This window comes from Duganella sp. P38 (assembly GCF_050859475.1).
Taxonomy (GTDB): Bacteria; Pseudomonadota; Gammaproteobacteria; order Burkholderiales; family Burkholderiaceae_D; genus Rugamonas.
Genome location: NZ_CP193936.1, coordinates 4424564 through 4449705 on the forward strand (window position 1 = coordinate 4424564; position 25142 = coordinate 4449705).

The following is a 25142-nucleotide window of genomic DNA, read 5'->3' on the forward strand; positions in this document are numbered from 1 at the left end:
GCTGCTAGAGCCTAACGCGGCGATAGGCGCCCAGGAACACCTCGGCGTCCTTGTCCGTCAGGACCTTGATGTCGTCGCCATGCCAGACATACAGGTACTGCGGGCCGCCGAGGCGGTCGGTCAGCTTGGCGTTCACCAGGAAGCAGGTGCCGACCGGATAGACGCTGGCATCGGTCAGCCGGCGCGAGCACTGCACCGGCAAATCGGTCGAATAGGCCTGGCCGGGCAGCGGATAGATGAGCACTTGCCCGCCCCACTCCATCGATTGCACCGCCACCTGGCGGTACGCAGTCATATCGCGCGCCATCTTCGCTCCCAAAAAGGCGACATGGTAGCAGAGACTACTGCTGCCGAACGCCGGGAATCTCGGTGGTGGGGCGGTTGAACTTACCCTTCAGGTCATCCACGCCCGACTGCGGACGCGCCAGCGGCTGCAAGTCGCGGCGCGCGGCGCGGGTGGTGGCGGTATCGAGGCCCATCTTTTCATCGCGCTTTTCGACCAGGCCCGGCGCCGCTTCGTTGTCGCGGTTGAAGGACCATGCCAGCATGGGCGCGCCCAGCGGCAGGTTCTGTTTGTCGGTGTGCCAGAAATGCCAGGTCTTGCCGTAGCTGTTCATCTTGGTCTTCATCAGCGCCTTCTCGGCGGCCTTGGGGATGCCGGGCGCCATCAACTGGCCGCTGAGGATCTCGCCGTTATGCGGATGCCAGAACGCGCGCTCCTCCGCCGGCAGGCTGGCGAACAGCTTTTCCGAGATGATGTATTCGACGCCGTTCATGTTGGCGGTTTTGGTATTGCCGTCGAACAGCATGCACTGCGCGAAATCCTCGTTCATCTGATGGCAGTAATGATGGGCTTCCATCTGCTGCTCCGGGTGGTCCTTCATCGGGTGGAAACCGACCAGATAAATATCGAAGCCGGCCAGCGGGCGATTACTCTGCAATACTTTCGCCCCCGCCTCAAGCGCCCTGGTCTTCGGTTTCTTCTCATCGCCGGGCGGCGCCACTGCGGTCACTGCGGCAAGCCCCAATCCCACCAAGCAAGTCTTTAGCATACGCACCTCCATCGTTTTTCCCACGATAGCCCAAACGCCCATGCCGTGACGCGCCGCTGACCTGCGGACAGCACTGCTGTCGCCTTGCTCGAAAAACCGATAACGCTATGCCAAAATAGACTTGGCGCAAAAATCGGCGGCGCGTGAAAATCATCGGATTCCATTTTCAGGCGAGGATCAAATATGAAATTTTTCCGCTTGTTCGTTCTGCTGGCAGGATTGAGCGCCCTGCTTCCGGCCAAGGCCGATGATGCGCCGGCGCGCGTCACCGTCATCTTTGATGCATTTGGCAAGCCGTCCGACTTGCAGCGCGGCTGGGGTTACTCGGCGCTGGTCGAGTACCAGGGCAAGCGCATCCTGTTCGACGCTGGCGGTCAGTACCAGACTTTTGCCGACAACGTCCGTAAGCTGAACATCGATTTGAAGAAGCTGGACTTTGTGGTGATTTCGCATCGCCACGGCGATCACACGGGCGGGCTGGCCTACGTGCTGGAACAGAATCCCGCTGTGCAAATATACGCGCCGCTGGAAACCGGTTCATTCGGCACGCCGCCCTCGCCGCCGGCAGCAAAAGCACTGCTGCGCAATGCGGCGGGTATCGCGCCGGATCTGCGCTACTTCAACGGCCAGCCGCCGGAAAAGCTGACCATCGATTCTCCGTGGCCGGCTGCGAGGTTCACCCTGATCGACAAATCCGTAGAAGTGGCGCCAGGACTGTATCTGGTCAAGACGATCTCAGACAGCAAAGGCACGCTGGAGTTGAACGAGCTGTCGCTGGCGGTGCGGACACCCAAAGGACTGGCGGTGGTGGTCGGCTGCTCGCATCCCGGCATCGAGCGGATACTTGCAGCGGCGTCGCAGTATGACAAACAGTTGTACACAATCGTCGGCGGCCTGCATCTGGTCGACAAGAGCGACCAGCAGGTTAGCGAGGTGGTCAACAACTTCAAGACGCGCTGGCAGGTGGAGCGCATCGCTGCCGGACATTGCACCGGCGAATATGCACAAGTGGAACTGGACCGCGTGTATGGCGACAAGCACGATCACTCCGGCGTCGGCGAGATCATCGCACTGCCCCGCTGACTTGCTTCATCTTTGGATAGAATAGGACACTTCCAAAGCGAAAGACCACCTCATGCATCCCAAGTCCAGCTCCACGGTTGTTAATCTAGAACACGGCTATTTCGGGGCGATGGCCTTGCCGGTGCAAACGGCCTTCGAGGAGGCGGTGCGGCATGTGAACACGCATCTGAGTCCGTTTGTGCGTGGCGAATTCACCGCCACGCATGTTGATGCCTTGCGTGAAAAGCTGGCGCGGCTCATCAATGCGGAGCCGCATGAGATCCTGCTCACCCGCAGCGCCAGCGAGTCGATGCAGGTGTTGATCGGCCAGTACCACCAGCTACAGCCGGGCGATGTTGTCCTGTGGAGCAACCTCGATTATCCGGCGATGCGCACCAGCATGGCATGGCTGGAGCAGCGGCGCGGCGTCACGCCGCAGGTGCTGCAACTGGACTTGCCCATCAGTCAGGACAGCGCTGCTGGAAAAATACAAGGACGCTATCCGTCACACAGCGGGCTTGAAATTGCTGCTGCTGTCGCAGGTCTACCCGTGCAATGGCCAGCAGGCGCCGGTGCGGGAGATTGTGGCGTTCGCGCGCGAGCATGGCGTCGATGTGCTGGTCGATAGCGCCCATGCGCTGGGACAGTTGCCGCTGGACGTGCAGCAGTTGCACGTCGATTTCGCCGGCTTTAACCTGCACAAGTGGATCGGCGCGCCGCCGGGGCTCGGGTTCGTGTTCATTCGCGCCACGCAGCTCGCCAAGATTGAGCCGCACATGGGCGACCGCAATTATCCGTTAAGCGATATCCGCTGCCGGCTGTACGTGGGCATGCCGCCGTTGGCCGCGATCCTCGCCACGCCGGCGGCGCTGGATTTCCATGCCAATCTGGGCGGCAGCGAGGCCAAGGCCGCGCGGCTGGCGGCGCTGCGGGAATACTGGGTCGGCCGCGTGGCCGCCCTGCCCGGCTTGCGTTTGCTATCGCCACGGGAGGCGGAGCACGGCACGGCGCTGGTCGCGGTGGCCATCGACGGCATGAGCGCACGCGAGTTGCAGCAGGCGCTGCTGAACCGTTTCAACCTGTTCACGGTGGAGCGCAACGTCGGGGCGAGCGACGTCGTGCGTGTTACCGTCGCACTGACCACGACCACCGAAGAACTCGATCAACTGGTCGCCGCCCTCATGGTCTTGACGCGGGAAGCCCATGTTCTCTGAACAGTTCGTCTCGCAAGTACGGCTGAAGATGGAAGCGGCGCTGCCGTCCGATTGATCTGGCTTAAGACTGGCAAAAAAGATGGGCTCAGCCTAGTGCGATGATGTCCTGAGCGGATTGTCTGCTTCAGTTTGCTTGAAGGATATCTTTCAGCGGCTAGACTGAGATGACTATCTATTTTTGGGATGAGGCCAAGCGTAAGAGTAATCGTCGTAACCACGGTATGGACTTCGCGGACTGCGCTGAAGTGATCGAAGATAAGCGTTCGATCACGATCGAGGACACTCGCTACCACTACGACGAGCAAAGGTTTCTTACGTTGGGCTTTTGGGGCGACCAAGAGGTGGCCGTCATTTACACGGAGCGAAATAATGGAATACGAATCATCTCATTTAGGAAAGCAACAAGGAACGAGCGTCGAACCATACTTGGGCGAAGCAAGCGAATGGGCAGAGGTGATTCCCGGACCTGAAGAGGACATCAAGTTTGATGATGATTGTCCGCCGCTGGAGTCCGGGCTCTATGCCAATCCGGTCGAACGGTTTAAAGGGCGCATCATCGAGCCGCGCAATTCGCCGCTCGATCCGATTGACCCGGAATTATTGACGTTCATGCTGTCGCTGACGCCCGAGGTGCAGGTGGAGCCGGCTGTGCTTGGTGGCACGCCGGTGTTTGCCAACACGCTGGTGCCGATCAAGCGCATGTTTGATTACCTGCTGGCAGGCAAGACCGTCGAAGACTTCCTGCGCGATTATCCGTCGGTGCCGCGCGAGATTGCCGTCAGCGCCAGCGAGAATGAAGCGATGCTGTTTTACGAGGAAATCAGCAAGGCGATGGATTCGGCGGCGATGCCTTCTTCGCGGCCCAAATAACCCAGCTTTTCATTGGTCTTGGCTTTAACGTTGACCTGGCTGATGTCCACGCCCAAATCCTCGGCGATGTTGGCGCGCATGTTCTGGATATGCGGCGCCATCTTCGGGCGCTGGGCAATGATGGTGCAGTCGACGTTGCCGATCGCATAGCCGGTGGCCACCACCCGCCTGGCCGCTTCCTTCAGCAGCTTGCGCGAGTCGGCGCCCTTGAATTCCGGATCCGTGTCCGGAAAGTGCTTGCCGATGTCGCCCAAGGCGGCCGCGCCAAGAATCGAGTCGGTGATGGCGTGCAGCAGCACGTCGGCGTCCGAGTGGCCCAGCAGGCCGACGTGGTGCGGAATGTCGACGCCGCCGATGATCAGCTTGCGTCCTTCAACCAGCGCGTGGCAGTCGTAGCCCTGGCCGATGCGGAATGGGAGTTTGTTCATGATTAGTCTTCCTTGATGGCCAGGTACATCTCCGCGATGCGGATGTCGGCTGGCAGCGTTACCTTGAGATTGCGTGGATGGCCTTCGATCAGCCGCGGCGCGTAGCCGAGCATTTCGACCGCGCTGGCGTCGTCGGTGATGGCGTTGGCGTCGGGCGCGCTGCCCAGCGCGCGCAGCAGCAGCGCGTAGCTGAACATCTGCGGCGTTTGCGCCGACCACAGGCCGTTGCGCGGCACCGTGGCGGCGCTGACGCTGGCGCCGGCGGCGCCGGCGGCGCCGCGTTTCATCGTGTCGACCACCGGCAATGCCAGCAGGCCGCCGGCCGGGTCGTCGCCGACGCCGTCGATCAGGCGTGCGATCAGTGCCGGCGTCAGGCCGGGGCGCGCGGCGTCGTGCACCATGACATGGTCTTGTCCGCCCAGCACGCCATCGAGCGCGCGCAGGCCGTTCAGCACCGAGTCCATGCGGGTGGCGCCGCCGACCCGCAGCACGGTCACGCCGTCCAGCGCCGGCGGCAGCACCGAATCGATCACGCCGTCGTCGGGGCTGACGACCACGTAGGTGTGGGCCACCAGCGGCGAGGCGCGGAAGGCGTCCACCGCATGCCGCAGCATCGGCTTGCCGCCGACGGTCAGGTATTGTTTGGGGCCGTTGGCCGCCATGCGTGCGCCGACGCCGGCGGCCGGCAACAGCGCGAAGTGGCGCGGTGCGCGCGCCGGCCCGGCTTGCGGCCCCAGCGCGGACGCCTGCGCGTGCGCCGGCTGCACGGATGGGTGATGCGTATCTGTCATAACTCTCTTTATTTGCGGCGGCGCGCCAGGATTTGCGCGATCTCGCCATTACATGCCTTGGCCAGGCGGGCATATTCTTCCGGCGTGTCGATCTTGTCCTGCTCGACCTTGCCCTTCTCGAATTCGTCGCGGATGAAGTTGAACCAGGTGCTGCCGACCTCATGCTGCAACGCCGACATCGCGGTGCCGGACGGCGCATACATCGGTTGCCCGGCGAAGCGCTTGTTGAGCGCATCGCCGACCACCTTCTGCACCCGCGCCAGGTTATCCATGTGCGCCTTCAGGTGCCGCATCTCGTGCGCGAGAATCTCCTTGTACGCGCACGTGCCCGGAGCGAACTCGCTGCCGACATAAATCCGCACCGGCGAATAATACAGCTGGATGTCCACCTTGGGGGCGATGCATTCGTAGCCGCTGGCCGCGTCCTGCAGGATCGGCCCGCCGACCGAAGCCTTGTGCATGCCCTGCGTAACGGTCAGCCCCAGCGTTTCCATATTGCGGTTGCTGCTGCCGGTGCGCGCCGTCAGCGCGCGGTACGGCAACTGGTTGTTGACGGTGTAGCCGTCCTGCTGCGCCTTCAGCACCGACAGCGATTTGCTGATGGTGTCCTCGCAGCGTATCTGAAACGGCGTGCGCTGCGCCGCCGCTTGCGCGCCACCGGCGGCCAGCAGCATGGCGAGCGCCAGCCGGGTTTTCATAGCGTCCAGTCGCCGGCGCGCAGCTTTTCCAGCCAAAAGACGCCGATCACCGTTTTGACGTCGGTGATCTTGCCCTCGCGCACCCATTGCAGCAGTTCGTCAATGGTGGCAGTGAACGTTTCCAGGAATTCGCCTTCGTCGAGTTTCTGCTTGCCTGCTTGCAGGCCGCGCGCCAAGTACAGGTCCAGATGCTCGTCCGAATAGGCGATGGCGTTGTGGATCTTGGTGACGAACTGCCATTCGCCGCCGCTGTAGCCGGTTTCCTCTTCCAGTTCGCGCTGGGCGGCGACCAGCGGGTCTTCGCCCGGATCGATTTTGCCGGCAGGGAATTCAATGAACACATCGTGCAGTGGGTAGCGGAACTGGCGCTCCAGCAGCACCGTGCCGTCGTCCAGCAGCGGCAGGATCACCACCGCGCCAGGGTGCAGGATGTATTCGCGCCGGGTGCGCTTGCCGTTGGGAAGTTCTATGGTATCGCGCTGGACTTTGAGGAAGTGGCCGTCGTAGGCCAGTTCGCCGTCTATGCGCGTTTCTTTGAGGTTGTCCATCCCTGCTCCACTATCGTATGAGAACGATAGTGTATCAGCCGTGAGGCTTGCGCAGGTAGCGGACGATGAATCCCGGGAATCCGAGAACGAGGAACAGGCAGGCCGAGATCGCGTAGAACTCCCAGGTCTGCGGGAAACGGGCGCCGATGTGGGTTTCCAACGCGAAACCCACCGCGCCAACGACAAAGTACAGCACCGTCATTTCCAGCAGCCGCACGAACAGCGGTTTGCCCGTCCATTTGGCTCCCAGCACGGCGAACACTTTGTCGTTGAAGAACGGCAGGTTGGCCGCCGCGATGGCAATCGCGATGACCAGCCAGCCGGCGGTGGAGATATCCATCAGATGGCCAGCGTCGCTTTGATGGTGCGCAGCGAAACTTCCAGCAGCGGGCCAGGCAGCACGCCCAGGGCGACGATCGCCAGGCCGTTCAGGCTCAGCACCAGCTTCATGTCGGCCGGGGCGGCCAGCGGCGCGTTGTCGACCGGCTCATCGAACCAGATGTGCTTGATAACGCGCAGGTAGTAGAACGCGCCAATCAGCGAGAACATCACGGCAAACACGGTCAGCCAGATCTGGCCGGTGGCCAGCACCGAGTTCAGCACGGCGAACTTGGCGGCAAAACCCATCATCGGCGGCACGCCGGCCAGCGAGAACAGCAGGATCGTCATCACGGTGGCGAACCAGCCGCTGCGCTTGCTCAGGCCCTTGAAGTCGGCGATGTTGTCGGCGTCGAAACCGGCGCGCGACAGCAGCATCAGCGTGCCGAAGGTGCCCACCGTGGTCAGCACGTAGGTCAGCACATAATACATCGCCGAGCTGTAGGCGCCGCTGGTGCCGGTCTGGTTGGTGCCGACCACGCCGGCCAGCAGGCCCAGCAGCACGAAGCCGATTTGTGCGATGGTCGAGTACGCCAGCATACGCTTGATGTTGGTCTGCGCGATCGCGGTGACGTTACCCACCACCAGCGACAGCACGGCCAGCACCATCAGCATTTGCTGCCAGTCGAACGCCAGCGGCAGCAGGCCTTCCACCAGCAGGCGGATGCAGATCGCGAAGGTGGCGATCTTCGGCGCGCCGCCCAGCAGCAGCGTGACAGCGGTTGGCGCGCCGTCGTAGACGTCCGGCACCCACATATGGAACGGCACGGCGCCCAGTTTGAAGGCCAGGCCAGCCACCAGGAACACCAGGCCGAACACCAGCACGATAGGCTTGATGGTGCCGGCGCCGACAGCGGTGGCGATTTCACGGATGTCCAGCGTGCCGGTCGCGCCGTACAGCATCGACATGCCGTACAGCAGGAAGCCCGACGCCAGCGCGCCCAGCACGAAGTATTTCATCGCCGCCTCGGTGGCGCGCACATTGTCGCGGCGCATCGCCACCAGCGCGTACAGCGACAGCGACATCAGTTCCACGCCGAGGTAGATCGACAGCAGGCTGGAGGCCGAGATCATGATCATCTGGCCCAGCATGGCGAACAGCGCCAGCACGTAGAACTCGCCGCCCAGGTTGCCGCTCAGCATCTCGCGGTCGCCGGCGTACTGGCGCGAATACACCAGCGTCATGCCCACGGTCAGGTAGGTGAACAGTTTCAGCAGGTTGGCCATCGGGTCCGAGACGAACATGCCGTGGAAGGTGTAGGTCGTGGTGCCGGCGGCGAAGTCCGAATAGCTGATGCCGGCCAGGACCACCAGCATCAGCAGGGACAGCACGTAGGTGAACGAACGCTGCGCCTTGGACAGGAACATGTCGATCAACAGGATGGCGGAAGCGCCGATCAGCAACGCGATCTCGGCATAGGCCGGGACCAGGTTCACGACCTCTTGAGGAATAGGTGTAGTCATGTATGTATTTCCGTTTTCTTCTTAAGGCAGCTTGCTGTGTGCTACGTGCGCCAGCAGGTCAGCGACCGAGGTTTGCATCGTGTCGGTGAACGGCGCCAGGTACAGGCCCATGTACAGGGTGGCCACCGCCAGGATGCCCAGCATGAAGAACTCGCGGCCATTCAGGTCGACCAGCTCGGCCACGTGGTGGTTGGTCACTTTGCCGAAGATGACGCGCTTGGCCATCCACAGCGAGTACGCTGCACCAAAGATCAGGGCGGTCGCTGCCAGCAGGCCGATCCAGAAGTTGTACTGGGTCGCGCCCAGGATCACCATGAACTCGCCGACGAAACCGGAGGTCGCTGGCAGGCCGCAGTTGGCCATCGAGAACAGGATGAAGAAGGCGGCAAATTTCGGCATCTTGTTGACCACGCCACCGTAGTCGGCGATCTGGCGCGAGTGCGCCTGGTCGTACAGTACGCCGATGCACAGGAACATCGCGCCCGACACGAAGCCGTGCGAGATCATCTGCATGATGGCGCCCTGCACTGCCATGTCGTTGAAGACGAAGAAGCCCAGCGTGACGAAGCCCATGTGGGCGATCGACGAGTAGGCGACCAGCTTTTTCATGTCTTTCTGCACCAGCGCCACCAGGCCGATGTAGATCACGGCGATCAGCGACAGCGTAATCACGAAGCCCGACAGGTAGTGCGACGCGTCCGGCGTGATCGGCAGCGAAAAACGGATGAAGCCGTAGGCACCGAGTTTCAGCATGATCGCGGCCAGCACGGCCGAGCCGCCGGTCGGCGCCTCGACGTGGACGTCCGGCAGCCAGGTGTGGACCGGGAACATCGGCACTTTCACGGCAAACGCCATGAAGAAGGCCAGGAAGATCAGGATCTGCTCGGTCATCGTCAGCGGCGCCTTGTGCCACAGCAGGATGTCCCAGCTACCGGTGACGTTGTACAGGTAGACGATGGCAACCAGCGTCAGCAGCGAACCGAAGAAGGTGTACAGGAAGAACTTGAACGACGCATACACGCGGTTGTCGCCGCCCCAGATACCGATGATGATGTACATCGGGATCAGGGTCGCTTCAAAGAAGAAGTAGAACAGCAGGCCGTCCATGGCGGTGAACACGCCGATCATCAGGCCGGACAGGATCAGGAACGCGCCCATGTACTGGGCCACGCGTTTCTGAATCACTTGCCAGGCCGAGATCACCACGATGATGGTGATGAAGGCGGTCAGCGGCACGAACCACAGCGACAGGCCATCGATACCCAGCGAGTACCAGATGTTGAAGCGCTCGATCCACGGCGCTTTTTCGACGAACTGCATGCCGTGGGCGGCGTTGTCAAAGTGGGTGATCAGCGGCACGGTCGCGCCGAAGCTGACAATCGAGCCGATCAGGGTCAGCACGCGGGTGAATGGCGCGTTGCTGTCACGCCCTACCGCCAACACGATCAGGCCGAAAATAATCGGGAGCCAGATCGAGAGGCTCAGGTACGGAGGTAATGAAGATATTGTTGACATCATGGTTATCGTTATCTCTTTGCGTATCAGCTAATTAAGCGTGCCAAAACGGCAGGAAGTAGACCAGGAACCCCAGGATGCCCAGGATCATCACGAAGGCGTAGTGGTAGATGTAACCGGTCTGCGCCAGGCGGGTCAGCGAGGAGAACCAGCCGACGACTTTGGCGCTGCCGTTCACCAGCAGGCCGTCGATCAGTTTCTTGTCGCCGAAGTTCCACAGGCCGTTGCCCAGCAGGCGGGCGCCGCCTGCGAACACGGTTTCGTTGAACTTGTCCATGTAGTACTTGTTGTCGAGCAGCGTGTGCAGGGCCTTGAACTTTTCGTAGAACCATGCCGGCACGCGCGGATTGATCATGTAGCAGTAGTACGACGACGCCACACCGGCAATGGCCAGCCACAGCGGCAGCGTGGTCAGCGAGTGGATCGCCATGCCGACGGCGCCATGGAACTCTTCGCCCAGGATTTCCATCGCCTTGTGGTTTTCACCGATGAAGATGACATCCTTGAAGAAGTCGCCATGCAGCATAGGCTGGATGGTGAAGAAGCCGATCAGCACCGACGGGATGGCCAGCGCCACCAGCGGGAACCACACCACGAATGGCGATTCGTGCGGTTTCTGGCCCGGGGCCAGGCCGTGGTGGGCGTGGTCGTCATGGTCGTCGTGGCCGTGATCGTCGTGCGCGTGGTCGTCATGCGCGCCGTGTGCGGCTTTCGGTGCGTGATGGTCGTCGTGGCCGTGGGCGTGGGCCTGGCCGAAACGCTCTTTACCGTGGAACACCAGGAAGTACATGCGGAACGAGTAGAACGCGGTCACGAACACGCCAGCCAGCACGGCGAAGTTGGCGAAGCCGGCGCCCCAGATATGGGTTTCGTGCACGGCTTCGATGATCGAGTCTTTCGAGTAGAAGCCCGAGAAGAACGGCGTGCCGATCAGGGCCAGCGAACCCAGCAGCGAAGTGATCCAGGTGATCGGCATGTATTTGCGCAGGCCGCCCATGTTGCGGATGTCCTGGTCGTGGTGCATGCCGATGATGACCGAGCCGGCGCCCAGGAACAGCAGCGCCTTGAAGAACGCGTGGGTCATCAGGTGGAACACCGCCACCGAGTAAGCCGACGAACCCAGCGCCACGGTCATGTAGCCCAGCTGCGACAGCGTCGAGTAAGCAACCACGCGCTTGATGTCGTTCTGGATGATGCCCAGGAAGCCCATGAACAGCGCGGTAATCGAACCGATCACCAGGATGAAGCTCAGCGCGGTGTCCGACAGCTCGAACAGCGGCGACATGCGCGACACCATGAAGATGCCGGCGGTAACCATGGTTGCCGCGTGAATCAGTGCGGAAATCGGGGTCGGGCCTTCCATCGAGTCCGGCAGCCAGACGTGCAGCGGGAACTGCGCCGACTTGCCCATCGCGCCGATGAACAGGCAGATGCAGGCCACGGTCAGCAGCGCCCAGTCGGTGCCCGGCAGCGTCAGCGCCGACAGCGCTTCGCGCTTGGCGAACACTTCCTGGTAGTTCATCGAACCGGCGTAAGCCAGCAGCAGGCCGATGCCGAGGATGAAGCCGAAGTCACCGACGCGGTTGACCAGGAAGGCTTTCATATTGGCGAAGATGGCGGTCGGACGGGTGTACCAGAAGCCGATCAGCAGGTAGGACACCAGGCCCACCGCTTCCCAGCCGAAGAACAGCTGCAGGAAGTTGTTGGCCATCACCAGCATCAGCATCGAGAAGGTGAACAGCGAGATGTACGAGAAGAAGCGGTTATAGCCCTCGTCTTCCGCCATGTAGCCGATGGTGTAGATGTGCACCATCAGCGACACGAAGGTCACCACGCACATCATCATTGCCGACAGCGCATCGATCTGGAAGCCGACTTCCAGCTTCATGCCGGCTACCGTCATCCAGGTGTAGATGGTTTCGTTGAAGCGCGCGCCGTCGAGCACTTCCATCAGCGTCATCGCCGAGATGATGAATGCCACCAGCACGCCCAGGATGGTCGCCGCGGTCGCGGTCTTGCGACCGACCACGTTGCCGAAGAATTTAGTTCCCAGCAAGCCGGCCACTGCCGCGCCCGCGAGGGGCGCCAGTGGAACAGCTAGCAAGAGATTAGCGTTAAGTGTACCCGCCATGATGAACCTTAATCGTTATTTTCGGAGGTTAAAACTTAGCCCTTCAGGCTATCCAGGTCTTCTACGTTGATGGTGTCCAGGTTACGGAACAGCACCACCAGGATCGCGAGGCCGATCGCCGATTCGGCAGCGGCAACGGTCAGGATAAAGAAGACAAAGATCTGCCCTGCCGCATCACCGAGGTAATGCGAGAACGCGATGAAGTTCATATTCACTGCCAGCAGCATCAGTTCGATGGCCATCAGGATGATAATGACGTTCTTGCGGTTCAGGAAAATACCTACGATCGAGATCGCGAACAGGATCGCGCCCAGGATCAGGTAGTGAGCCAGGGATAAAGTCATGGTGCCTCCTTCACTTCGGTTTCGGCCTGGCCGCGGTTGGTGACCGGATCGATCTTGACGATCTTCAGGCGGTCATTGCGCTTGACGCGGACAGCGTCGGCTGGGTCGAAGAATTTGGTGTCCTTGCGCTTGCGCAGGGTCAGTGCCACGGCGGCGATGATCGCCACCAGCAGGACCACGGCGGCAATCTCAAAGCCATAGATGTATTTGGTGTAGATCAGCATGCCCAGTTCCTTGGTGCCGCCGATATTGTTTGGATTGGCCACTTCCTGATCGAAGGTCAGGAACGAGCGCCACAGCACGGCCGCCATTTCCAGCACGATGATCACGCCGACAAACGAGGCGACCGGCAGGTAGCCCCAGAAGTTTTCGCGCAGCTTTTCGGTGTCGATGTCCAGCATCATGACCACGAACAGGAACAGCACCATGACGGCGCCAACGTAGACCAGCACCAGCACGATGGCCAGGAATTCGGCCTCCAGCAGCATCCAGATGCCGGCGGCGTTGAAGAACGCCAGCACCAGGAACAGCGCGGCGTGCACCGGATTGCGGGCCGTGATAACGCGCAGCGAGGCCAATATCATGATGGCCGCGAAGACGTAGAACAAAGCAGTTTTAAATTCCATAACTAACCCAAGAGACGTACAGTTTTATTGATCGAATCCCTGATTAACAGGTGCCTGCCTGTGGCCTCGCCTTGGCGAGGTCAGGACAGGCGCCGTCTCAGCGATAAGGAGCGTCCGCTGCGCGGGCCGCGGCGATATCGTTTTCGTAACGGTCGCCGACGGCCAGCAGCATCTCTTTCGTGTAGTACAGATCGCCGCGTTTCTCGCCGTGGTATTCCAGCACATGCGTTTCCACGATCGAATCAACCGGGCACGACTCTTCGCAGAAGCCGCAGAAGATGCACTTGGTCAGGTCGATGTCGTAACGCGTGGTACGGCGCGAGCCGTCCGCACGCTGCTCCGATTCGATGCTGATCGCCATCGCCGGGCACACCGCTTCGCACAGTTTGCAGGCGATGCAGCGCTCTTCGCCGTTCGGATAGCGGCGCAGCGCGTGCAGGCCGCGGAAGCGCGGCGACATCGGCGTCTTCTCTTCCGGGTACTGCACGGTGATCTTGCGCGAGAACATGTACTTGCCCGTCAGCGCCATCCCTTTAACCAGTTCGGTCAGCATGAAGCTGCCGATGAAGTCTTTTAAACGTTCCATTATTTTTTCCTTACTTCCAGATATTCCAGGAGGTCTGCATCCAGCCAGCGATGAACACCAGATATGCCAGCGTCAGCGGAATGAATACTTTCCAGCCCAAACGCATGATCTGGTCATAACGGTAGCGTGGGAAGGTACCGCGCACCCAGATGAAGACCGATACCAGGAAGAACGCCTTGGCGAACAACCAGAAGAAGCCGCCGAAACCGCCCCAGAATTCCAGGAAGGCAAACGGTGCGGACCAGCCGCCCAGGAACATGATCGAACCCAGCGTGGCGATCAGGATCATGTTGGCGTATTCGGCCAGCATGAACATGGCGTAGGCCATGCCCGAGTATTCCACCATGTGGCCGGCAACGATTTCCGATTCGCCTTCCACCACGTCGAACGGGTGGCGGTTGCACTCGGCCAGGCCGGAGGTCAGGTAAACCACGAACAGCGGCAGCAGCGGCAGCCAGTTCCACGACAGGAAGTTCAGGCCCTGCTCGACCATCATGCCCTTCTGTTGGCCGGCGACGATGTCGCCGAAGTTCAGCGAACCGGACACCATCAGCACCACCACCAGCACGAAGCCCATCGGGATTTCGTAGGAAATCATCTGTGCCGAGGCGCGCATTGCGCCCATGAACGAGTACTTCGAGTTCGAGGCCCAGCCGGCGATGATGATGCCGTAGACTTCCATCGAGGTAATCGCCATCAGCAGCAGCAGACCGGCGTTGACGTTGGCGATCACGGCTTCCGGACCGAACGGCACGACGGCCCAGCATGCCAGCGCAGGCATGATGGTCATGATCGGGCCGATGACGAACAGGCCTGGGTTAGCCTTGGCCGGGGTAATGATCTCTTTGAACAGCAGTTTCAGCGCATCGGCGATCGGTTGCAGCAGACCCAGCGGGCCAACGCGGTTGGGACCGACGCGGATCTGGATCCAGCCGATGAACTTGCGTTCCCACAGCGTGGCGTAAGCAACCAGGCCCATCAGCGGCAGCAGCACGCACAGGACTTTGATCAGCGACCAGACCACTGGCCAGACTGGCGCCAGCACGCTGTTCGCGCCCAGCGTGTGTAACGTAGTGACGAATTCAGGCAGAGCCATTATTTCACCTCTCCTGCTTTTTCAACGGTGATGGAACCAAACATGCTGCCCAGGGCGGCGGTCGATGCGTGAGCAGCGGCCACGCGCACGGCGTTGGCTGGCAGTTTGGCGTCGACAGTGGCGACCAGGATCGCGCTGCCGGAACCTTGGGTAACTTTGACCTTGTCGCCTTCGGCCACACCCAGTTGTTGCGCCAGCGCGCTCGACAGGTGCGCTTTCGGCGCGGCCGCGTCGGCCATCTTCTGCAGCGACTCGGCGCGGCGGACCACGGCGTCGGCGAAGTAGATCGGCACGTCGGCGATGCGTTCGGTGCCGGTCGAGGTCGACGTTGCGGCAACCAGCGGCAGCTTCGACACGTTGTTCAGCTTGGCCGATACATCGGTCACGCCGGCGCCCAGCAGTTCGTCGCGGATCTGTTCCGAGGTGTCGTAGTCGAAACCGGTCAGGCCCAGGATGTTGCCCAGCACGCGCAGCACTTTCCACGCAGGACGGGTTTCAGCCAGCGGCTTGACGGTGCCGTTGAAGCTTTGCGCGCGGCCTTCGGCGTTGATGAAGGTGCCCGAGGTTTCGCTGAACGGCGACACCGGCAGCAGCACGTCGGCGTAGTCCATGCCGTGCTTGTAGGCGGACATGGCCACCACCATGTCGGCCTTCTTCAGCGCGGCGACGGCGGCTTGCGGGTTGTGCGCGTCCAGTTCCGGCTCGGCGTTCAGCAGCAGGTAGGCGGCTTTCGGCTCCGAGAACACCGGCGCTTTGCCGCCGTTGGCGTTGGCGATGTAGGCGCCGACGGTGTTGGCGGCTTCGGTCAGGTAGCCCAGCTTGGCGCCGGTCTGTTCGGCGATCCATTGCGCGGCGGCGTGCAGCGCGGCAGCTTGCGGGTGCTGCACGGCGGCGTTACCCAGGAACACGCCCTTGTTCTCGCCCGACAGCAGCGAAGCGGCGATGGCGTTGGCGGCGTCCGAGGCTTGCACGCCGTCGAAGCCGGCCGGTGCGGCCACTTCTTTTGCTTTGGCGACAGCCACCACCACTTGCGACAGCGCCGACAGCCATTCCGACGGCGCGGCGATCAGCTTGTTGGCCACGTTCATCAGCAGGTCGTCGTCGGTTGCGTGCAGCACGGACAGCTTGGCGCCGCCCTTGACCGCGGTACGCAGGCGGGTCGCCAGCAGCGGGTGATCCTTGCGCAGGAACGAGCCGATCACGAAGGCGCGGTTCAGCGCGCCGAATTCGGCGATCGACATGCCCAGCCATGGCGTCACGTCCAGCGAGAAATCGCTGTGGCGCAGGCGGGTGTCGACGCTGTCCGAGCCCATGGCGCGGGTCAGCTTTTGCAGCAGGTGCAGTTCTTCCAGCGTCGAGTGCGGCGTGGCGACGGCGGCCAGCGCGTTGGCGCCGTGTTCGTGACGGATGTTTTTCAGGCCGTGCGCGACGTATTCCAGCGCGGTCTGCCAGTCGACTTCCTTCCACTCGCCGCCCTGCTTCAGCATCGGCTGGGTCAGGCGGTCGGCGGTGTTCAGGCCTTCGTACGAGAAGCGGTCCTTGTCGGAAATCCAGCACTCGTTGACCGCATCGTTTTCCAGCGGCAGCACGCGCATGACTTTGCCGGCCTTGACCTGAACGATCAGGTTGGCGCCGAGGCCGTCGTGCGGCGACACCGATTTACGGCGCGACAGTTCCCAGGTACGGGCGCTGTAGCGGAACGGCTTGGAGGTCAGCGCGCCGACCGGGCACAGGTCGATCATATTGCCGGACATTTCCGAGTTGACGGTCTGGCCGACAAACGCGGTGATTTCCGAGTGTTCGCCGCGACCGATCATGCCCAGTTCCATGACGCCGGCCACTTCCTGGCCGAAACGCACGCAACGGGTGCACTGGATGCAGCGCGCCATTTCCTGCATCGACACCAGCGGGCCGGCGTCTTTCGGCACGACCACGCGCTTGTCTTCCTCGTAGCGCGATTCGCCCTTGCCGTAGCCGACGGCCAAATCCTGCAGCTGGCACTCGCCGCCCTGGTCGCAGATCGGGCAATCCAGCGGGTGGTTAATCAGCAGGAATTCCATGACCGACTTCTGCGCCTGCGTGGCCTTGTCGGAATTGGAGCGCACAATCATGCCCGCCGAGACCGGCGTAGCGCATGCTGGCAAAGGCTTGGGCGCCTTCTCCACTTCGACGAGGCACATGCGGCAGTTCGCTGCGATCGACAATTTCTTGTGATAGCAGAAGTGCGGAATGTAGGTTCCCAGTTTGTTGGCGGCGTCCATCACCATGCTACCAGCAGGGACTTCGACTTTTTTGCCGTCTATTTCGATTTCAACCATGGTGATCGTTACCTGTGACGCTTAGATGTAAGCGGGCACGCAGCATTGCTTGTGCTCGATGTGGTGTTCAAATTCTTCGCGGAATTGCTTGATGAACGCACGCATAGGCATGGCCGCCGCGTCGCCCAGCGCGCAAATCGTGCGGCCCTGGATGTTGTCGCATACCGAATTCAGCACGTCCAGGTCCGACGGGCGGCCCTGGCCGTTTTCGATACGGTGGATCATGCGGTACATCCAGCCCGTGCCTTCGCGGCACGGCGTGCACTGGCCGCACGACTCTTCAAAGTAGAAGTACGCCAGTGCGCTCCATGGCTTTCACCATGCAGCGCGTCTCGTCCATGACGATGACCGCGCCGGAACCCAGCATCGAACCGGCCTTGGCGATCGAATCGTAGTCGAGGTCAGTTTGCATCATGATCTCGCCGCGCACCACCGGCGCGGAGGAACCGCCAGGGATGACCGCCTTGATCTTTTTGCCGCCGCGCATGCCGCCTGCCAGTTCCAGCAGTTTGGCGAACGGCGTGCCCAGTGGTACTTCGTAGTTGCCCGGACGCTCGACGTCGCCGGAGATCGAGAAGATCTTCGAGCCGCCGTTGTTCGGGCGGCCGATCGCCAGGTACTTCTCCGGGCCCATGTTCAAAATGAACGGCACGGCGGCGAAGGTTTCGGTGTTGTTGATGGTGGTCGGCTTGCCGTACAGGCCGAACGAGGCCGGGAACGGCGGCTTGAAGCGCGGCTGGCCCTTCTTGCCTTCCAGCGATTCCAGCAGCGCGGTTTCCTCGCCGCAGATGTAGGCGCCATAACCGTGGTGCGCGTGCAGCTGGAAGCTGAACTCGCTGCCCATGATCTTGTCGCCCAGGAAGCCGGCGGCGCGCGCCTCTTCCAGCGCTTCTTCAAAGCGGGTGTACACCTCGAAGATTTCGCCGTGGATGTAGTTGTAGCCGACCGTGATGCCCATCGCGTAGGCGCCGATGGCCATGCCTTCGATCAGCGCGTGCGGATTGTAACGAAGAATGTCGCGGTCCTTGAAAGTGCCCGGTTCGCCCTCATCTGAATTGCATACCAGGTACTTCTGGCCCGGGAACTGGCGCGGCATGAAGCTCCACTTCAGGCCGGTAGGGAAACCGGCGCCGCCACGGCCGCGCAGCGACGACGCCTTGAGGTCGGCGATGATCTGTTCCGGGGTGATTTTCTCTTCGATGATACGGCGCAGCGCGCTGTAGCCGCCGCGTTTTACGTAATCTTCCAGGTGCCAGTTGTCACCGTTCAGGCCGGCGAGAATGACTGGATCGATATGTCGGTCGTGGAGTGACGTCATTTCTTGAGTTCCTCCACGAGGGAGTCGAGTTTATCGTTGGACATGAAGCTGCACATGCGGTGATTGTTCACCAGCACCACCGGCGCGTCGCCGCAGGCGCCCATGCACTCGCCTTCCATCAGCGTGAACTCGCCGTCGGCCGTGGTTTCACGGTAGTCGATGCCCAGCTTCTGCTTCAGGTGGTGCGCCGCGCGCTCGCCACCCGACAGGGCGCAAGGCAGGTTGGTGCACACGGTGATCTTGTGCTTGCCGACCGGCTTCAGGTTGTACATATTGTAGAAGGTCGCCACTTCCTGCACGGCGATGGCCGGCATGCGGATGTAGTCGGCCAGTTCCTGCATGGTCTCGGGCGAGATCCAGCCCAGTTCGACCTGGGCGTGCGCCAGCGCAGCCATCACGGCCGATTGGCGCTGATCGTCTGGGTACTTGGCCAGCTCGCGATCGATTTTTTTGTAGCACTGCTCAGATAACAACATTCTTTTTGCCTCTCGCACTTAGCGGTCAATACTGCCGAACACGATGTCCTGCGTACCAATGATGGTGACGGCGTCGGCAATCATGTGGCCACGCGCCATTTCATCCAGCGACTGCAGGTGTGCATAGTCTGGAGCGCGCAGTTTCACGCGGTATGGCTTGTTGGCGCCGTCCGACACAATGTAGACACCGAACTCGCCTTTCGGGTGTTCCACGGCGCTGTACGCCTCGCCTGGCGGCACGTGGAAGCCTTCGGTGAACAGCTTGAAGTGGTGGATCAGCGATTCCATATTGGTCTTCATGTCCACGCGGCCCGGCGGCGCCACCTTGCGGTTGCTGGTCATGACGGGACCCGGGTTGTTGCGCAGCCATTCGACGCACTGCTTGATGATGCGGTTCGACTGGCGCAGCTCTTCCACGCGCACCAGGTAGCGGTCGTAGCAGTCGCCGTTGGTGCCGATCGGGATGTCGAAGTCCATCAGGTCGTACACCTCGTACGGCTGGTGCTTGCGCAGGTCCCACTGCACGCCCGAGCCGCGCAGCATGGCGCCGGTGAAGCCCATCGCTTTCGCGTCTTCCGGCGACACCACGCCGATGCCGACGGTACGCTGTTTCCAGATGCGGTTGTCGGTCAGCAGGGTTTCGTATTCGTCGACATAGGTCGGGAAGCGCGCGGTGAACGCTTCGATGAAGTCCAGCATCGAGCCCTGACGATCCTTGTTCAGGTTGTCGATGGCCTTGGCCGAACGGATGATCGACGGCTTGTGCTGCGGCATCGCGTCCGGCAGGTCGCGGTAGACGCCGCCCGGACGGTAGTAGGCCGCGTGCATGCGCGCGCCCGACACCGCCTCGTAGCAGTCGAACAGGTCTTCGCGGTCGCGGAAGCAGTACAGGAACGGGCCCATGGCGCCGACGTCCAGCGCGTGCGCGCCCAGCCACATCAGGTGGTTCAGGATGCGGGTGATCTCGTCGAACATGACGCGGATGTACTGTGCGCGCAGCGGCACTTCCAGCCCCAGCATCTTTTCGATGGCCATCACGTAGGCGTGCTCGTTGCACATCATCGACACGTAGTCGAGGCGGTCCATATACGGCACCGACTGCAGGTAGGTCTTCTGCTCGGCCAGCTTCTCGGTGCCGCGGTGCAGCAGGCCGATGTGCGGATCGGCGCGCTGGATCACTTCGCCGTCGAGCTCCAGCACCAGGCGCAGCACGCCGTGCGCGGCCGGGTGTTGCGGGCCAAAGTTCAGGGTGTAGTTCTTAATTTCTGCCATGTTCTTACTTCCCGTAGGTTTCTTCGCGGATCACGCGCGGCACGTTTTCACGCGGCTCGATGGTGACCGGCTGGTAGACCACGCGCTTCTGCTCGGCGTCGTAGGTCATTTCCACGTAGCCCGAGACCGGGAAGTCCTTGCGGAACGGGTGGCCGATGAAGCCGTAGTCGGTCAGGATGCGGCGCAGGTCGTTGTGGTTTTCGAACAGGATGCCGAACATGTCGAACGCTTCGCGCTCGTACCAGTTCAGCGAGCGCCACAGCGGGGTCAGCGACGGCAGCAGCGGCATCTCGTCGTCAGCGCAGAAGGCGCGCACACGGACGCGCCAGTTGTGTTTTACCGACAGCAGGTGGGTGACGGCGGCGAAACGCTGGCCATCCCAGGCGCCGTCGCCGTAGTTCAGGTAGTCGATGCCGCACAGGTCGATGGCGGTGTCGAAGCCCAGCGTGGCGTCGTCGCGCAGCGTCTGCATCACGGCATAGTAATCAGCGGCCTTGACGGTCAGCGTGATCTCGCCCAGTGCAACGACCGTAGAAACGCGGTCGCCCAGGGCAGTGCCGAGGGCGGTTTGGAGTTGTTCCAGATGTGTAGTCATATTGTGTTGCGCCCCCGTTAGCGTGCGATCGTGTTGGTGCGCTTGATCTTATTCTGCAACTGCATGATGCCGTACAGCAGGGCCTCGGCGGTCGGCGGACAGCCCGGCACGTAGACGTCGACCGGCACGATGCGGTCGCAGCCGCGCACGACCGAGTAGGAGTAGTGATAGTAGCCGCCGCCGTTGGCGCAGGAACCCATCGAGATGACCCAGCGCGGCTCCGGCATCTGGTCGTAGACCTTGCGCAGTGCCGGGGCCATCTTGTTGCACAGCGTGCCGGCCACGATCATCACGTCGGACTGACGTGGCGATGGACGGAACACGACGCCAAAGCGGTCCATGTCGTAACGGGCAGCGCCCACGTGCATCATTTCGACTGCGCAGCAAGCCAGACCGAACGTCATCGGGAACATCGAACCCGTGCGCGCCCAGTTGATCAGCTTGTCAGCCGAGGTGGTGATGAAACCTTCGTTTAATACGCCTTCAATAGCCATGGCTTATTCCCAATCAAGGGCACCTTTCTTCCAGATGTACCAGAAACCGACCACGAATTCGGCGATGAAGACCATCATCGTGACGAAGCCTTGCCAGCCCAGTTCGCGCATGGATACGCCCCAAGGGAAGAAGAACGCCGTTTCCAGATCGAACAAAATAAAGAGAATCGCGACGAGGTAGTAACGCACGTCGAATTTCATGCGCGCGTCTTCGAAAGCTTCGAAGCCGCATTCATACGGGGACAGCTTGGCTGCGTCAGGCTTTTTCGGGCCGAGGATGTGGCCCAGCACTTGGGGAGCGATACCTACGCCGAGACCGACGAGGATGAACAACAGGACGGGGAGATAATTTTCGAGGTTCACGATTGAAGAGCTTATGTTGAACGATCAGTTTAAAGGACACATCGCGGTGCTCTGCGGTGCGCTTAACGTTCGCCCCAATCGTAAAACTGCTCAGACCAGGATCGAACGACACATCCTCGTAAAAAAGCCAGCTTGGTACCACCCTTGCTGGCCTATGTTCTGGTGCCGACGACGAGACTCGAACTCGTACAGCTTGCGCCACTACCCCCTCAAGATAGCGTGTCTACCAATTTCACCACGTCGGCATAAGGCCGTTATTCTACTTCGTTTTCACGCGGTTGTTAATCCCGTATTGCGTCAAAACAAGGAAAAATCGATAAATCTTTAACTATTTTTTCTGCTCTCAAAGATACTGCCAAAACTATGAGCAAACAACTTAAAAAATTATCAACAGCACTGATTTACTACAGCGATTATATTACTTTGGAATCGAGTTTGCAGGCGCCGGCGCCGGTGCGGCCGGTGCGGCAGGCGCCGAAGCGGCCGGGGCGGCTGGCGCCGGGGCTTGCACACGGTCCATCACACCGCCGCTGACGTTGTTGGCCTGGTGCGTGGTGATGTACGACAGCGCCAGCGTGGCAGCGAAGAAGATCGCGGCGGCCACGCCGGTCGACTTGGACATGAAGTTGGAGGAACCGGTCGCGCCGAACAGGCTGCCGGAGGCACCGGAACCGAAGGCCGCGCCCATGTCGGCGCCCTTACCGTGTTGCAGCAACACCAGGCCGATAATGGCGATGGCCGAAATCACCTGCACTACGATAACCAGATTGAAAAAGGTGCTCATGTTATTCCATTCCAAATTAAAAGTTTTGTATCGTTTTGTTTCTACTGCTTGTTTCTACCACTTAAACGGCCTGAATAATCCCGAGAAAATCACTCGACTTTAAAGCAGCGCCGCCAATCAGGCCGCCGTCAATATCGGGCTGCACCATCAATTCTTTCGCATTCTCCGGCTTCATGCTGCCGCCGTAGAGAATCTTCACTTCCGCCGCCGCTGCCGCATGCTTGCCGGCCAGGCACTGGCGCAGGAAACGGTGCGCGTCCTGGGCGATCTGCGGCGTCGCCGTCCTGCCGGTGCCGATGGCCCAGACCGGCTCGTAAGCCAGCACGATCTTCGCCACGTCCTGCGCCGCAATCGCGTCCAGCACGGCTTGCAGCTGGGCGCAGATCACCTCCTCGGTCCGCCCCGCCTCGCGCTCGGCCAGCGACTCGCCGACGCACACCACCGGCGTCAGGCCTGCCGCCAGCGCCACCACCGCCTTCTGCGCCACCAGCGCATTGCTCTCGTGGTGATAGGAACGGCGCTCCGAGTGGCCGACCAGCACGTAGGTCGAGCCGAAATCCTGCAGCATGGCGGCCGACACCTCGCCAGTATACGCGCCTGCGGCGTGGATCGACACGTCTTGCGCGCCCCAGGCCACCGGCGTGCCGCTCAGCTCCGCCTGGCACTGCGCCAGGTAGGGTGCGGGCACACAGACCGCGCAGTCGGCGCCAAAGTCGTTCAGTCCGGCGACTATCCCCGACAGCAGTGCCGTGTTGGCGGCGCGGTTGCCATTCATTTTCCAGTTGCCGATAACGAGTTTGTGACGCATAGCTTGCCCAAAGGTTTAATAACCCACCATTTTACCGCGCGCAAAAACGCATGGTCAAACAGGCAAAGCCTCTCCCCGGCTGTCGAAAACCGTAAATTTACTACGCATTTTACAACGAAATCACCATCAGATCACCTGCAACATGATTTTTCCGACGTGCGAGCTGCTCTCCATCAGCGCGTGCGCGGCGGCCGCCTGCTCCAGCGGGAAAACGGTGTGGATGATCGGCTTGAGCTTGCGTTCGGCCATCATCGGCCAGACTTTCTCCTTCAGCTTTTTGGCGATGGCGCCTTTGAAATCCGCCGAGCGCGGGCGCAAGGTGGAGCCGGTCACGGTCAGCCGGCGGCGCAGCACCTGGCCCATGTCGAGCGTCGCCTTGGCGCCGCCCAGCGTGGCGATGATGGCGATGCGGCCATCGTCCGCCAGACAGGAAACCTCGCGTGGCAGGTAGTCTCCGGCCACCATGTCGAGAATCACGTCGACGCCGCGGTCGTTGGTCAGCGACTTGACGACGGCCGCGAAGTCCTCGGTTTTGTAGTTGATGCCGCGCTCGGCGCCGAGGCCGACGCAGGCCGCGACCTTGTCGTCCGAACCGGCGGTGGCGAACACGCGGTGGCCCATCGCAGAGGCCAGCTGGATGGCGGTGACGCCGATGCCGGAACTGCCGCCCTGCACCAGCAATGTCTCGCCGGCAGTCAGGTTGGCGCGGTCAAAAACGTTGCTCCAGACTGTGAAGTAATTTTCCGGAATTGTGGCCGCTTCGAGCATCGACCAGCCTTTGGGCACCGGTAAAACTTGCTGTATCGGCGCAACAACATACTCGGCATAGCCGCCGCCCTGCACCAAAGCGCAGACGTGGTCGCCGATATCGAGGGTGGTGTAGTCGAGATCGCCGTCGACGATTTCGCCGGCCACTTCCAGGCCGGGAATGTCGGACGCGCCGGGCGGCGGGGCGTAGTTGCCGGTGCGCTGGAAGACGTCCGGGCGGTTGACGCCGGCGGCATGCACTTTAATCAGCACCTCGCCGGATTTAACCACCGGCATTGGACGTTCACACAGTTTCAGGACATCGGCTGGGCCGGGTTGGGTGATTTCAATCGCGCGCATGTTCGTCTCGGATAAAGAAAGCCCGATTCTACGCCTACCGACGCTTACGCGCAGGCGCCCCCCGTCGTGTACGCGTAGGCACCACCCCGTCGTGTAAGCGCAAGGCGCCCCCCGTCGTTCCCGCGCAGGCGGGAACCCATGGACCGCGTGCCGATCAGCGCCCCATGGATTCCCGCCTGCGCGGGAATGACGGCTAGCCGCCGCCGGTGCGCGACTTTTGCGGCAGCGGCGTATTAACACGCCACGACGCCGACAACGCCTGCCCCTCCTCGATCTGCTCCTGTGTCATCTTCTTCAACAACTGCGAACGTTGCTCCGCGGCATTGGCCGAACCATTGGCGGCCGCCAGGTTCCACAACATATAAGCGATGACATTATCCTGCGGCATGCCGCCGATGTGATAGCGGTACATCAGCCCCAGCACCTGCTGCGCCTCCGGGTGGCCCTGCTCGGCCGCCTTGCGGAACCACGCCACCGCCTGCTTGTGATCCTGAATCACCGCATTGCCCGTGTAATACATGGCGCCCACCACGTACTGCGCGTCGGCCTTGCCCTTGAGCGCGGCCTTGCGGTGCCACTCCAGCGCAGCCTTGTAATCCTGCGACACGCCCCGGCCCATGTAGTACATCAGCCCCAGCAGATGCTGCGCATCCGCATTGCCGGCCTGGGCCAACGGCCGTATCTCCCTCAGCGCCACCGCGTAGTTCTTGCTGTTGTACGCGGTCGCCCCCTCGGCGAATCCTGCCATCGCGGCCTGCTGCCAACCCAGGGCGATGGCGATCGCTAGTATGAATTTTTTCATAT

General features: G+C 61.5%; 29 protein-coding genes, 1 tRNA gene and 1 pseudogene. 5 read left to right on the plus strand and 26 right to left on the minus strand.

Going from position 1 to position 25142, the window contains the following annotated elements; genetic code table 11:
- Positions 1-4: 4 nt before the first annotated feature.
- Together ACRQ5J_RS20520 and ACRQ5J_RS20525 are read right to left on the minus strand one after the other, a co-directional pair.
- Positions 5-295, minus strand: coding sequence for a hypothetical protein (locus ACRQ5J_RS20520; RefSeq protein WP_432379341.1), 291 nt, complete (start codon positions 293-295; stop codon positions 5-7).
- 46 nt (positions 296-341) lie between these two features.
- The gene (locus tag ACRQ5J_RS20525; RefSeq protein WP_432379342.1) at positions 342-1052 is read right to left on the minus strand and encodes an OBAP family protein; all 711 of its coding nucleotides are present in this window, start codon (positions 1050-1052) and stop codon (positions 342-344) included.
- 183 nt (positions 1053-1235) lie between these two features.
- On the opposite strand from ACRQ5J_RS20525, the gene ACRQ5J_RS20530 reads away from it, so the two are divergent.
- The 5 genes from ACRQ5J_RS20530 to ACRQ5J_RS20550 all read left to right on the plus strand — a co-directional run bounded on the left by ACRQ5J_RS20530 (position 1236) and on the right by ACRQ5J_RS20550 (position 4198).
- Positions 1236-2135: an MBL fold metallo-hydrolase gene (locus ACRQ5J_RS20530; RefSeq protein ID WP_432379344.1), complete on the plus strand. Its 900-nt coding sequence runs from the start codon at positions 1236-1238 to the stop codon at positions 2133-2135.
- Positions 2136-2187: 52 nt separating this feature from the next.
- Entirely contained in the window at positions 2188-2742 is a 555-nt protein-coding gene (locus tag ACRQ5J_RS20535; protein WP_432379345.1) for an aminotransferase class V-fold PLP-dependent enzyme, read from the plus strand.
- On the plus strand, positions 2639-3328 hold the full coding sequence (locus ACRQ5J_RS20540) for an aminotransferase class V-fold PLP-dependent enzyme (RefSeq protein ID WP_432379346.1): 690 nt from the start codon (positions 2639-2641) through the stop codon (positions 3326-3328). Before ACRQ5J_RS20535 ends, ACRQ5J_RS20540 begins: the two co-directional genes overlap by 104 nt.
- Before the next feature lie 221 nt (positions 3329-3549).
- Complete coding sequence (locus ACRQ5J_RS20545; protein WP_432383701.1) at positions 3550-3798, plus strand: BrnT family toxin; 249 nt, start codon at positions 3550-3552, stop codon at positions 3796-3798.
- A complete protein-coding gene (locus ACRQ5J_RS20550) occupies positions 3698-4198 on the plus strand; it encodes a DUF433 domain-containing protein (protein WP_432379348.1) in 501 nt (166 codons plus the stop codon). The genes ACRQ5J_RS20545 and ACRQ5J_RS20550 overlap by 101 nt, the downstream gene beginning before the upstream one ends.
- Here the strand turns inward: ACRQ5J_RS20550 and ispF are convergent.
- The 24 genes and pseudogenes from ispF to ACRQ5J_RS20670 all read right to left on the minus strand — a co-directional run bounded on the left by ispF (position 4138) and on the right by ACRQ5J_RS20670 (position 25140).
- Positions 4138-4626 (minus strand): 2-C-methyl-D-erythritol 2,4-cyclodiphosphate synthase, encoded by a 489-nt coding sequence (gene ispF, locus ACRQ5J_RS20555; protein WP_432379349.1) that lies wholly within the window; start codon positions 4624-4626, stop codon positions 4138-4140. The two genes, ACRQ5J_RS20550 and ispF, sit on opposite strands and share 61 nt — an antisense overlap.
- Before the next feature lie 2 nt (positions 4627-4628).
- On the minus strand, positions 4629-5417 hold the full coding sequence (gene ispD, locus ACRQ5J_RS20560; protein WP_432379351.1) for a 2-C-methyl-D-erythritol 4-phosphate cytidylyltransferase: 789 nt from the start codon (positions 5415-5417) through the stop codon (positions 4629-4631).
- A gap of 8 nt (positions 5418-5425) precedes the next feature.
- A complete protein-coding gene (locus ACRQ5J_RS20565) occupies positions 5426-6115 on the minus strand; it encodes a hypothetical protein (RefSeq protein WP_432379352.1) in 690 nt (229 codons plus the stop codon).
- Positions 6112-6663, minus strand: coding sequence for an NUDIX domain-containing protein (locus ACRQ5J_RS20570; protein WP_432379354.1), 552 nt, complete (start codon positions 6661-6663; stop codon positions 6112-6114). The genes ACRQ5J_RS20565 and ACRQ5J_RS20570 overlap by 4 nt, the downstream gene beginning before the upstream one ends.
- A 34-nt stretch (positions 6664-6697) precedes the next feature.
- Positions 6698-7003, minus strand: coding sequence for a DUF2818 family protein (locus tag ACRQ5J_RS20575; RefSeq protein WP_432379356.1), 306 nt, complete (start codon positions 7001-7003; stop codon positions 6698-6700).
- Complete coding sequence (gene nuoN / locus ACRQ5J_RS20580) at positions 7003-8505, minus strand: NADH-quinone oxidoreductase subunit NuoN (RefSeq protein WP_432379358.1); 1503 nt, start codon at positions 8503-8505, stop codon at positions 7003-7005. Before nuoN ends, ACRQ5J_RS20575 begins: the two co-directional genes overlap by 1 nt.
- Positions 8506-8526: 21 nt before the next feature.
- Positions 8527-10023: an NADH-quinone oxidoreductase subunit M gene (locus ACRQ5J_RS20585; protein WP_432379360.1), complete on the minus strand. Its 1497-nt coding sequence runs from the start codon at positions 10021-10023 to the stop codon at positions 8527-8529.
- Positions 10024-10054: 31 nt separating this feature from the next.
- A complete protein-coding gene (gene nuoL / locus ACRQ5J_RS20590; protein WP_432379361.1) occupies positions 10055-12151 on the minus strand; it encodes an NADH-quinone oxidoreductase subunit L in 2097 nt (698 codons plus the stop codon).
- A 35-nt stretch (positions 12152-12186) separates the two neighbouring features.
- A complete protein-coding gene (gene nuoK, locus ACRQ5J_RS20595; protein WP_432379363.1) occupies positions 12187-12495 on the minus strand; it encodes an NADH-quinone oxidoreductase subunit NuoK in 309 nt (102 codons plus the stop codon).
- Positions 12492-13121 carry an NADH-quinone oxidoreductase subunit J gene (locus tag ACRQ5J_RS20600; protein WP_432379365.1) on the minus strand — a complete coding sequence of 210 codons (630 nt, stop codon included), beginning with the start codon at positions 13119-13121 and terminating at the stop codon, positions 12492-12494. The genes nuoK and ACRQ5J_RS20600 overlap by 4 nt, the downstream gene beginning before the upstream one ends.
- 97 nt (positions 13122-13218) lie before the next feature.
- The gene (nuoI, locus tag ACRQ5J_RS20605) at positions 13219-13707 is read right to left on the minus strand and encodes an NADH-quinone oxidoreductase subunit NuoI (protein WP_432379367.1); all 489 of its coding nucleotides are present in this window, start codon (positions 13705-13707) and stop codon (positions 13219-13221) included.
- A gap of 10 nt (positions 13708-13717) precedes the next feature.
- Positions 13718-14803, minus strand: coding sequence for an NADH-quinone oxidoreductase subunit NuoH (nuoH, locus tag ACRQ5J_RS20610; RefSeq protein WP_432379369.1), 1086 nt, complete (start codon positions 14801-14803; stop codon positions 13718-13720).
- Positions 14803-17121: an NADH-quinone oxidoreductase subunit NuoG gene (gene nuoG, locus ACRQ5J_RS20615; RefSeq protein WP_432379370.1), complete on the minus strand. Its 2319-nt coding sequence runs from the start codon at positions 17119-17121 to the stop codon at positions 14803-14805. The genes nuoH and nuoG overlap by 1 nt, the downstream gene beginning before the upstream one ends.
- A 21-nt stretch (positions 17122-17142) precedes the next feature.
- Positions 17143-18439: pseudogene (nuoF, locus tag ACRQ5J_RS20620) on the minus strand (NADH-quinone oxidoreductase subunit NuoF).
- Complete coding sequence (gene nuoE / locus ACRQ5J_RS20625) at positions 18436-18915, minus strand: NADH-quinone oxidoreductase subunit NuoE (protein ID WP_432379372.1); 480 nt, start codon at positions 18913-18915, stop codon at positions 18436-18438. The pseudogene nuoF and the gene nuoE overlap by 4 nt, the downstream one beginning before the upstream one ends.
- 18 nt (positions 18916-18933) lie before the next feature.
- Positions 18934-20187 carry an NADH-quinone oxidoreductase subunit D gene (locus ACRQ5J_RS20630; RefSeq protein WP_432379374.1) on the minus strand — a complete coding sequence of 418 codons (1254 nt, stop codon included), beginning with the start codon at positions 20185-20187 and terminating at the stop codon, positions 18934-18936.
- A gap of 4 nt (positions 20188-20191) precedes the next feature.
- Positions 20192-20782, minus strand: coding sequence for an NADH-quinone oxidoreductase subunit C (locus tag ACRQ5J_RS20635; protein ID WP_432379376.1), 591 nt, complete (start codon positions 20780-20782; stop codon positions 20192-20194).
- 17 nt (positions 20783-20799) lie between these two features.
- Entirely contained in the window at positions 20800-21276 is a 477-nt protein-coding gene (locus ACRQ5J_RS20640; protein ID WP_008450353.1) for a NuoB/complex I 20 kDa subunit family protein, read from the minus strand.
- A 3-nt stretch (positions 21277-21279) separates the two neighbouring features.
- Positions 21280-21639 (minus strand): NADH-quinone oxidoreductase subunit A, encoded by a 360-nt coding sequence (locus ACRQ5J_RS20645; protein WP_072780614.1) that lies wholly within the window; start codon positions 21637-21639, stop codon positions 21280-21282.
- A 160-nt stretch (positions 21640-21799) separates the two neighbouring features.
- Positions 21800-21884: transfer RNA gene (locus tag ACRQ5J_RS20650), tRNA-Leu, on the minus strand.
- Between the two features lie 173 nt (positions 21885-22057).
- A complete protein-coding gene (gene secG / locus ACRQ5J_RS20655) occupies positions 22058-22423 on the minus strand; it encodes a preprotein translocase subunit SecG (RefSeq protein ID WP_432379380.1) in 366 nt (121 codons plus the stop codon).
- 61 nt (positions 22424-22484) lie between these two features.
- Positions 22485-23231 carry a triose-phosphate isomerase gene (gene tpiA / locus ACRQ5J_RS20660; protein WP_432379382.1) on the minus strand — a complete coding sequence of 249 codons (747 nt, stop codon included), beginning with the start codon at positions 23229-23231 and terminating at the stop codon, positions 22485-22487.
- A 126-nt stretch (positions 23232-23357) separates the two neighbouring features.
- Positions 23358-24338 (minus strand): NAD(P)H-quinone oxidoreductase, encoded by a 981-nt coding sequence (locus ACRQ5J_RS20665; RefSeq protein ID WP_432379384.1) that lies wholly within the window; start codon positions 24336-24338, stop codon positions 23358-23360.
- Between the two features lie 193 nt (positions 24339-24531).
- Positions 24532-25140, minus strand: a complete 609-nt coding sequence (locus ACRQ5J_RS20670) for a tetratricopeptide repeat protein (RefSeq protein ID WP_432379386.1) — start codon at positions 25138-25140, stop codon at positions 24532-24534.
- Positions 25141-25142 lie beyond the last annotated feature (2 nt).